The organism is Parvibaculum sp. (assembly GCF_035325945.1).
GTDB lineage: Bacteria > Pseudomonadota > Alphaproteobacteria > Parvibaculales > Parvibaculaceae > Parvibaculum.
Genome location: NZ_DAOKYX010000055.1, coordinates 1 through 7,160, shown reverse-complemented (window position 1 = coordinate 7,160; position 7,160 = coordinate 1). Strand labels below are relative to the sequence as shown.

Below are 7,160 nucleotides of genomic sequence, written 5' to 3'. Positions count from 1 at the left end.
GCCGCGAACTGGCGCGTCACCTTGAAGGCGCGATAGCGCAGCGTGTGGTTCCACATGATCTCGAACGCGTTGTTCGGGATCGGGAACGGGAAGCCCATGATGGCTTCGCTGACGCCCGAACCGCCACCCGTGAGCACGCCGACCCTGGCGTTGTTCTTGGTCGCTTCATAGACGCGGTCCGGATAGGCGCAGGAGCGGCGCGTCTGGTAGACGTTCATCTTGTAGTCGGGATAGGCCTTGAGCAGGGCCTTGTAGCCGTCCGACAGCACCGCGTCGTACTGGCCCATATTCGCCGGCGTGATCGTGTACTTGATCGGATCGCTTGCGAACGGATCGGCGAGATGATCGCCCGGCTTGTAGGTGACGTTGCTCGGCACGGTCGGCAGGCCGCCGGTCCAGGCCGGAATGTCACCCTCGCCCGCCTTCTCGGCGCCGATCGGCGTAAGATCGGCCCCAAGTCGGTTGACTTGGGCATCCGGCACCTTGGCCAGCGCGCTCGTGCTGAGCGCACCGAACACAAAGGCGGAGACCAGCATGGTCGTCCTTTTCATGTACGTTCCCTCCACTTGATTTCTTTTATGGCCCCGACTTCTCGCGAAGACCGGTTTTCCCGCCACTCGACGGGGATAATAGCAAAACGGCAACCGGGCGCAAATAATCACGGAAGAGAATCTGTGTCCCCGCAGCATCTGGCCCCCTCGAATCCCGGCATTCGATGGCTCAATCACATTAAATATTTTTAATGTGATTGAGCCGCGGAACTTGCCGAAGCGGATCGCCGTCACGCCAGTTTCAGTTTCATCCGGCCACGGATCGGTTTAGTGGCACTGTCGGAGAGGATGGATGCCGGCCGCCTTGAAATCAAAGGAGGGTCCGGCAAGACGTTTCGGGATTCCACCTTGCCCCGCGACAGACCGCCACCCCGGACCCGATCCGGGGTCCATCTGAACGGCGCGGCATGACGGGAAAAAACGAAAAAACCCGGCGGCGTTGCCGCCGCCGGGCTCCTATATCTCGACTTCCCGCTTCCTAGAACGAGTAGGAAATGGTCGCCGTCGCGAAGTCCTTGTCGGCCATGGCGTTCCGGTAGTAATTGCCGAAACTGTTGGTGTACTGAAGGGCGGCGCGAATGTCCCTCAGCTTGGCGTTGACCCCGAGCGAAACCGTCTTGCGCCCCTCGATGAAGCCCGGACCGATGGGACCGGCGGAATATCCGCTCACGTCATGCCCCCACTGCACGAAGGGCGAGACCGTCCAGGACGTGCCGAAGGCATTGTTGTAGTCCGTCGAAAGCGCGAACCTGTAGCCCCAGGAGAAGCTCGACGCATATTTGGCTTGGGGAGGAACGGCGCAGGTATGGAGACCGACGCAGTCGTTGCCGAGAATCTGCGCCACGATCGGGTTCGGATTGCCGTCGGCGGCATGCGGAATGGCCAGCCGGTTGTTGTCGTTGAGCCCCCTGATGTACTGGAAGCCGACATTGCCGACGAGGAACATCACGTCCGAGCCGATGGCGCTGACGACCGGCGAGGAGCCCGTCAGGGTGCTGATCGTGCCGAGCTGGCCGGTCCAGGTATTGTACTCGTCGTACCCCCTGATGATTCCGCCGGGCGCGACATAGGTGCCGTTGGCGCGGATCGTGTCGTTGGCGGCGGCGAGTCCCGCATAGGGCCCCGTGAGGGCCGCCACCTGGGCCGCCGTCAGATTGCCGAGACCGGGCGCATTGCAGATGCCCGCCGTGGAGCAGGCGATATAGTAGCCCGACGCGGTGTTATGGATGTCGTTGGCATTTTCCTCGACGTCCGAAATCTGGAAGGGCATGTCGCGGGTGAAGAGCAGTTCGCCCGAAAGCGCCGTCCCGCCCAGAAGATCGACCGTGGTGTTGAAGCTCGCGCCGATCTCCTGGATGTCTTTCGGATAGGTGACGACGGAGTGCTTGGAGTTCGCCGCATTCAGGATAGCCTCGGCGAAGGGCGACACGACGCCGCCGATGACGTTCTGATTGCACTCGGCGAAGTCCACGAAACCGTCCGGCGTAATCGTATCCGCGTTGTAAGCGCCTCCGTTGAAGGCCGGCATGTTGCAGAAACCATAGGCCGTCCCGGTGGAGTTGTTGCCGATCGGGATGCCGATCGGGGTGCCGTCGGCCGCGTTGGCCAGGCCGTAGATATAGGCCGGACCGCCATTCGCCGACGTCGCGGCCGTGAACGTGCCGATCGGCAGCTTCGAATGATAGCGCACGAAATAGGCGCCGAGGTCGGTGCCGTTACCCAGCCAGTCGGCATAATATTTCAGCGCCAGGCCGAACTGCCCCTGGTCGCCCGGCTCCTGATCGTCATAGCGCGGAATCAGCGCGGCGGAGTTGGGATATTCGCCCTTGAACACGACGTAGCGGCCGCCTTCGCAGACGGCATCGCTGCCGGAGAAATAGGTGCCGCAGGCATCGAGCTTGGTGCGCTCCCAGCCGAAGGTATAGAAGGCCTCCACCGAGAAATTGGCCGGCAGGCCGACCGAGAGATAGACCGAGGGCTCGGGCCTGTAGGCCTCCTTCAGCTCGGCGCCCGGGGTCCGCACCGCGCTCACATCGAAAGGCAGATAGGAGCTGATGCCGCCCTGGATGAAGAGGCTTTCGCCCCAGTTGACGACCTGCTTGCCGACGCGCAGCGAAACCGGGCTCGAGCCCACGTCGAAATTCGTGTAGACGAACGCGTCGAGGACCTTCACGCCGCGGCCGGCGAAATTGCGCGCGTCATGGCCCCTGTAGCCATCGACCAGCGGACGGCGGCCGTAGTCGGTGCTGTCCTGGCCGATCTTGTTCATGCCCCAATAGTCGTAAAACGCGTTGAAGCGCATGAAGGCGCCGAAATTCTGATATTTGGCCTCGACGTCGCTGGTGATCTTGGCCACCGTGGAGTACGGGTCCCACCGGCCGACGTTCACATTGCCGTCGTCTTCATTCGGCGCGTGAAAAGCGCCGTTCGATGACGGACACCCGCCATTGCCCGCGGAGATTTTATTGCAGCTTTGGCCCGACGTGCGGACACCCACACCCGCCGACACGGTGGTGTCGACGCTGAGATCGACTTCGCCGATCTTGAACCCCTCGGCCTGGGCGCCCCCGCCCCGGAAAAAAGCCGCCGCCAACACGGCCAGCAGCAACGCGCCGGATTTTCTTATGATCATTCGTTCCTCCTCGATGGCTACAAATCGCGGCTGGATCGGGAGGTTGAATCGATGGGACGCTCCCCCATGCGACTGCCCCCCGGCCAGTCAGCATCCCTCGATCGCTAGCCCATAGTTAAACCCTTGGTAAGTCAAGGCGCTCATTGGCGTATCGAAGCGGGATGCCCTCACATTGAGGGCTTCTATTGCATTTATGACACGCTCTTATGTGAAGACGGCGCCACGCGCAGGCGCAGCATTTTGCGCCGCATCGCAGCGCGATTCATGCTGCATCGCAGAAAGGTTTGACGGCGATCTGCCGGCAATTCCGTGGGCTGACAAAAGCGGGTCGGGTGGACAGAAGATGGCACGGAGCGGGCGGCCCTGGATCCCGGATCAAGTCCGGGATGACATGTCAGGCAAAGTCCTCGCCCCACTTCCCCTGTCACCCCGGCCACCTCACCGAATCAGTGCATGTCCATTCCGGGCATGTGGTCCATGCCGCCCGCGGGCTTCGCCGTGTCGGTCGCTCTGGCGCCCGGCATCTGGATCGCGGCGGAAACCTCGATCGTGCCGGCCTTTTCAAAGACGAGACGCAGCGGCAGGCTCTCGCCATCCTTGAGCGGGCCCTTGAGGCCGATCAGCATGATGTGGAGCCCGCCCGGCGCGAGGGAGACGGTCTCGCCTGCCGGCAGCGCCAGCCGCTCCACCGCGCGCATGCGCATGATGGTGCCTTCCATCTTCATCTCATGGATTTCGGCCTTCTCCGCCGCGCTCGTCTCGACGCGGAGGAGCGCGTCCTCCCCCGTGCCGCCATTCCTGACCGTCAGATAGGCCGCGCCCGTGCGCGCCGTGCTGGGCCGTGCCCAGGGATGCCCGATCTCGAGCGCGCCGAGCTTGTAATCCTGCGCATATACGGGCTCGACCGGCAGAAGCGAGGCCGCAAGAAGCGCGACAAGGGCGAAAACAGGCCACGCCGCGGCGCGGAAGTGGATCAAGGGAGAGGGCATGGAAAGCTCCTTCAAAAAAGGATCGGGCCCCGAGCCTGATCCGGAAAATCGGGGATATTCAGCGGCCGGGCCGGATCGGTGTCCGGCGAATCGGCGGCTCAGAGCCGGTTCTTGATCCAGCCGGCCGTATCGGAGATGTCGCGGCCAGCGCCCTCGACCGTGCTGCACGCGGCCACGAGGCAGCTCATCAGCACCAAAATCACCGCAAGTTTCCTGCTCATTCCCGTTTCACTCCCGCATCTTCAAAACGCCATTCATCCAAACCGATGCCTGCGGCGCATAATAACACCCGGTGAAAACGGCTCAAATGCGGCGCCCGGAAGCATCCGGGCGCGAGCTGAGCGATCGCGAGGAGATTGGGCCCCATGTCTGCCGACGCCGACGAAGCGCGCGAACTGCTCCGCGCCGCGAGAACGGGAACGCTCGCGACCCTGCTGCCCGGCGGCGCGCCCTATGCCTCGCTGGTGACGCTCGCGGCGGGGGCGGACGGCGCACCGCTTTTCCTCCTCTCGCGCCTCGCGCTCCACACCCGCAATCTGGCGCGGGACCCGCGCGCCTCGCTCCTCTTGCGAAGCGAGGCCGGGCCGGGCGAGGACGCGCTCGCCGGAACGCGGGTGAGCCTTATCGGGCGCATCGCGGCAAGCGCGGACGAGCCGGGCGACCGCGAGCGCTTTCTCGCCGCGCACCCGGAAGCCGCGGCCTATGCCGGTTTTGCCGATTTCAGCCTTTACGCCATGACGGTCGAACGCGCGCATCTCATCGCCGGTTTCGGTCGTATCGTCGATATTCCGGGTACGGAACTAGCGGGCCGCCGCCCCCCGGCAGCCCCAGCGGATAGATAGATTTTGAGATAATTGTGGTTAGCAATTTGAACATTTTTCTTATCGGAAGCTTAAAAGGAGCTGTCTTTTGATGGAGGCGACGCAGGCTCGTACTGACTGGAGCGCCGCCCTCAAATGCACATCATCGTTCTCGCCTCCCAGAAGGGAGGTTCCGGAAAAACCACGCTCTCCGGCCATCTGGCCGTCGAGGCGGAAAAGAACGGCGCCGGCCCGGTGGTGCTGATCGACACCGACCCGCAAGGCTCGCTCTCCCACTGGTGGAACGCGCGCGCCGCCGCCGCCCCCGCCTTCGCCCGCATCGCCGTCGAGGAACTGGAAGAGGGCCTCGAGGATCTGCGCATGGACGGCTTTCGCCTCGCCATCATCGACACACCGCCCGCGATCACCCATTCGATTTCGGAAGTCGTCTCCCATGCCGATCTCGTCGTCATCCCGGCGCGCCCGAGCCCGCACGATCTGCGGGCCGTGGGCGCGACGATCGACATTGCCGAGCGGCACGGCAAGCCGCTCGTCTTCGTGATGAACGCCGCGACGGCGCGCGCGCGCATCACGGGCGAATCCGCCGTGGCGCTGTCCCAGCACGGCACCGTCGCGCCGGTGACGCTCCACCACCGCGTCGATTTCGCCGCCAGCATGATCGACGGCAAGACCATCGGCGAGATCGACCCGAAAAGCCGCTCCGCCCGCGAGATCGCGGAACTCTGGTCCTATATCGGCGGCAGGCTTGCCCGCGTCACCGGCGCCCCTGACTTCGCCGCAGCCCATCACGCCGATGCGAGCCTCAGAACGCTCACCGCTCTCTCGCCCGCAGGCAATGCCGATATGGATGAGGCGGACGAGCCCGCCCCGCCCATGCGCGAGGCGCCCATGCCGCATTTCGCCGTCGAGCCGCCGCCCATTCCCGCGGACCATGATTCCGGCCTCCTCGCCGTGCCCTCGGGCCCGAACGGCATCGAGCGCAGAAGCGGCGAGGAGCGGCGCAAGAACCCCGAAGGTCGCCCGCCCGCGGGCATGCCCGAACGCCGGGTGAGCGTGTTCGGCCGCCGCAATGCCGACCGCATGCCCAAGCCCGGCGCCCAGCCTTCATCGCTCATGCCCGGCAATTTCGAGAAATTCAGATGAGCCAGCGTAAATTCGCCTCCATCACGGGAAGCCTGCTCGTCCGCAAGGGAGATGCCGGCCCCTCGCCCGCGCCGCAGAGAACCGCCCCGCGAGAAATCCTCGCCGATAGCTGGGCCGAGCCGGAGCCGCTTGCGCCGCTCGCCCCCCAGGCTCACGACATGGGCGCGGGGTTCGCCCACCGCCTCACCCTCAGGGTCGATGCCGATCGCTATCGCCGTCTCTCCATCGCGGCGGCGCAACTGCAAATGCCGATGCAGCATCTTCTCATCGCGGCGCTCGACAATCATCTGGCGGCGCTGGCCGAGAACGAGCTTTCCGGCTGCGCCTGCATGAAGACGGAAGGCACATGCCACAGACCCGACGGGCCGGGGAGCGGTCCGAAGGACATGCGGAGACCGGCTTGAAGACGATGCGCGGCGCAACCGAGTTCGGCACTGGCGGCTATTACGAACTCGTGATCGATCTGGGCTCGCATGACGAGCGCCTCACCCGCGCGGTCGACGCGCTCTGGAGCCATGCCGATCTCGCCACGGCCGAGGGCGTGGCGGCGAACGAGAACCTCGCCGCCGAAGGCGCGGCGAGGCATCCGGCCTGGCGCCACGGCGTGGCAAGGCTGCCCAATGGCGCGCGCATCCCCTGCCGCAGCTTTGCCGAGGTGATCGCAGGGCCGAGCGGCGAGAAAGCCTATGTCGTCTTCGCCCTGCCCATGGCGGCGCTGGAGCGCGCCTGCGCGGCCGATCGGCCCGTGGCGGCCAATGCGGCCCATGCGGCCCATGCGACATCGGGCGGGCTCGACACGGCCTGGCGCGAGCGGCTCGAAAACTGGCTGGCGGAACTCGGCGCCCATGTCGATGCCGCCGTGCCCTTCGGCGCGGCCTATATCGGCTTTCTTCCCTTTCCCATCGGCGAAGAGGAGCTTGCGGAAAGCCTCTTCGCCCGCGAGGTTCCCGCCGAGCGCTACCTCGCCTATCTCTATCGCTGGGAAGACGACCTCAGATATTTCCCGACAAACCGCTGGTCATGA

General features: G+C 64.8%; 8 protein-coding genes. 4 read left to right on the top strand and 4 right to left on the bottom strand.

Going from position 1 to position 7,160, the window contains the following annotated elements:
* The 4 genes from PKA57_RS14780 to PKA57_RS14765 form a co-directional block, all read right to left on the bottom strand.
* Positions 1 to 551: DUF1329 domain-containing protein (locus tag PKA57_RS14780; RefSeq protein WP_324301901.1), on the bottom strand; the 551-nt coding region annotated here is incomplete at its 3' end.
* Positions 552 to 1,029: 478 nt separating this feature from the next.
* Positions 1,030 to 3,183: a DUF1302 domain-containing protein gene (locus tag PKA57_RS14775; RefSeq protein WP_324301899.1), complete on the bottom strand. Its 2,154-nt coding sequence runs from the start codon at positions 3,181 to 3,183 to the stop codon at positions 1,030 to 1,032.
* 446 nt (positions 3,184 to 3,629) lie between these two features.
* Positions 3,630 to 4,172: a copper chaperone PCu(A)C gene (locus tag PKA57_RS14770; protein WP_324301897.1), complete on the bottom strand. Its 543-nt coding sequence runs from the start codon at positions 4,170 to 4,172 to the stop codon at positions 3,630 to 3,632.
* A gap of 98 nt (positions 4,173 to 4,270) precedes the next feature.
* On the bottom strand, positions 4,271 to 4,393 hold the full coding sequence (locus tag PKA57_RS14765; protein ID WP_324301895.1) for a hypothetical protein: 123 nt from the start codon (positions 4,391 to 4,393) through the stop codon (positions 4,271 to 4,273).
* Positions 4,394 to 4,537: 144 nt separating this feature from the next.
* On the opposite strand from PKA57_RS14765, the gene PKA57_RS14760 reads away from it, so the two are divergent.
* From PKA57_RS14760 to PKA57_RS14745, 4 genes are all read left to right on the top strand, one after another.
* Positions 4,538 to 5,014: a pyridoxamine 5'-phosphate oxidase family protein gene (locus tag PKA57_RS14760; protein ID WP_324301892.1), complete on the top strand. Its 477-nt coding sequence runs from the start codon at positions 4,538 to 4,540 to the stop codon at positions 5,012 to 5,014.
* 114 nt (positions 5,015 to 5,128) lie between these two features.
* A complete protein-coding gene (locus PKA57_RS14755; protein ID WP_324301890.1) occupies positions 5,129 to 6,136 on the top strand; it encodes a ParA family protein in 1,008 nt (335 codons plus the stop codon).
* Positions 6,133 to 6,540: a hypothetical protein gene (locus PKA57_RS14750; protein ID WP_324301888.1), complete on the top strand. Its 408-nt coding sequence runs from the start codon at positions 6,133 to 6,135 to the stop codon at positions 6,538 to 6,540. Before PKA57_RS14755 ends, PKA57_RS14750 begins: the two co-directional genes overlap by 4 nt.
* Positions 6,537 to 7,160 (top strand): hypothetical protein, encoded by a 624-nt coding sequence (locus PKA57_RS14745; protein WP_324301886.1) that lies wholly within the window; start codon positions 6,537 to 6,539, stop codon positions 7,158 to 7,160. Before PKA57_RS14750 ends, PKA57_RS14745 begins: the two co-directional genes overlap by 4 nt.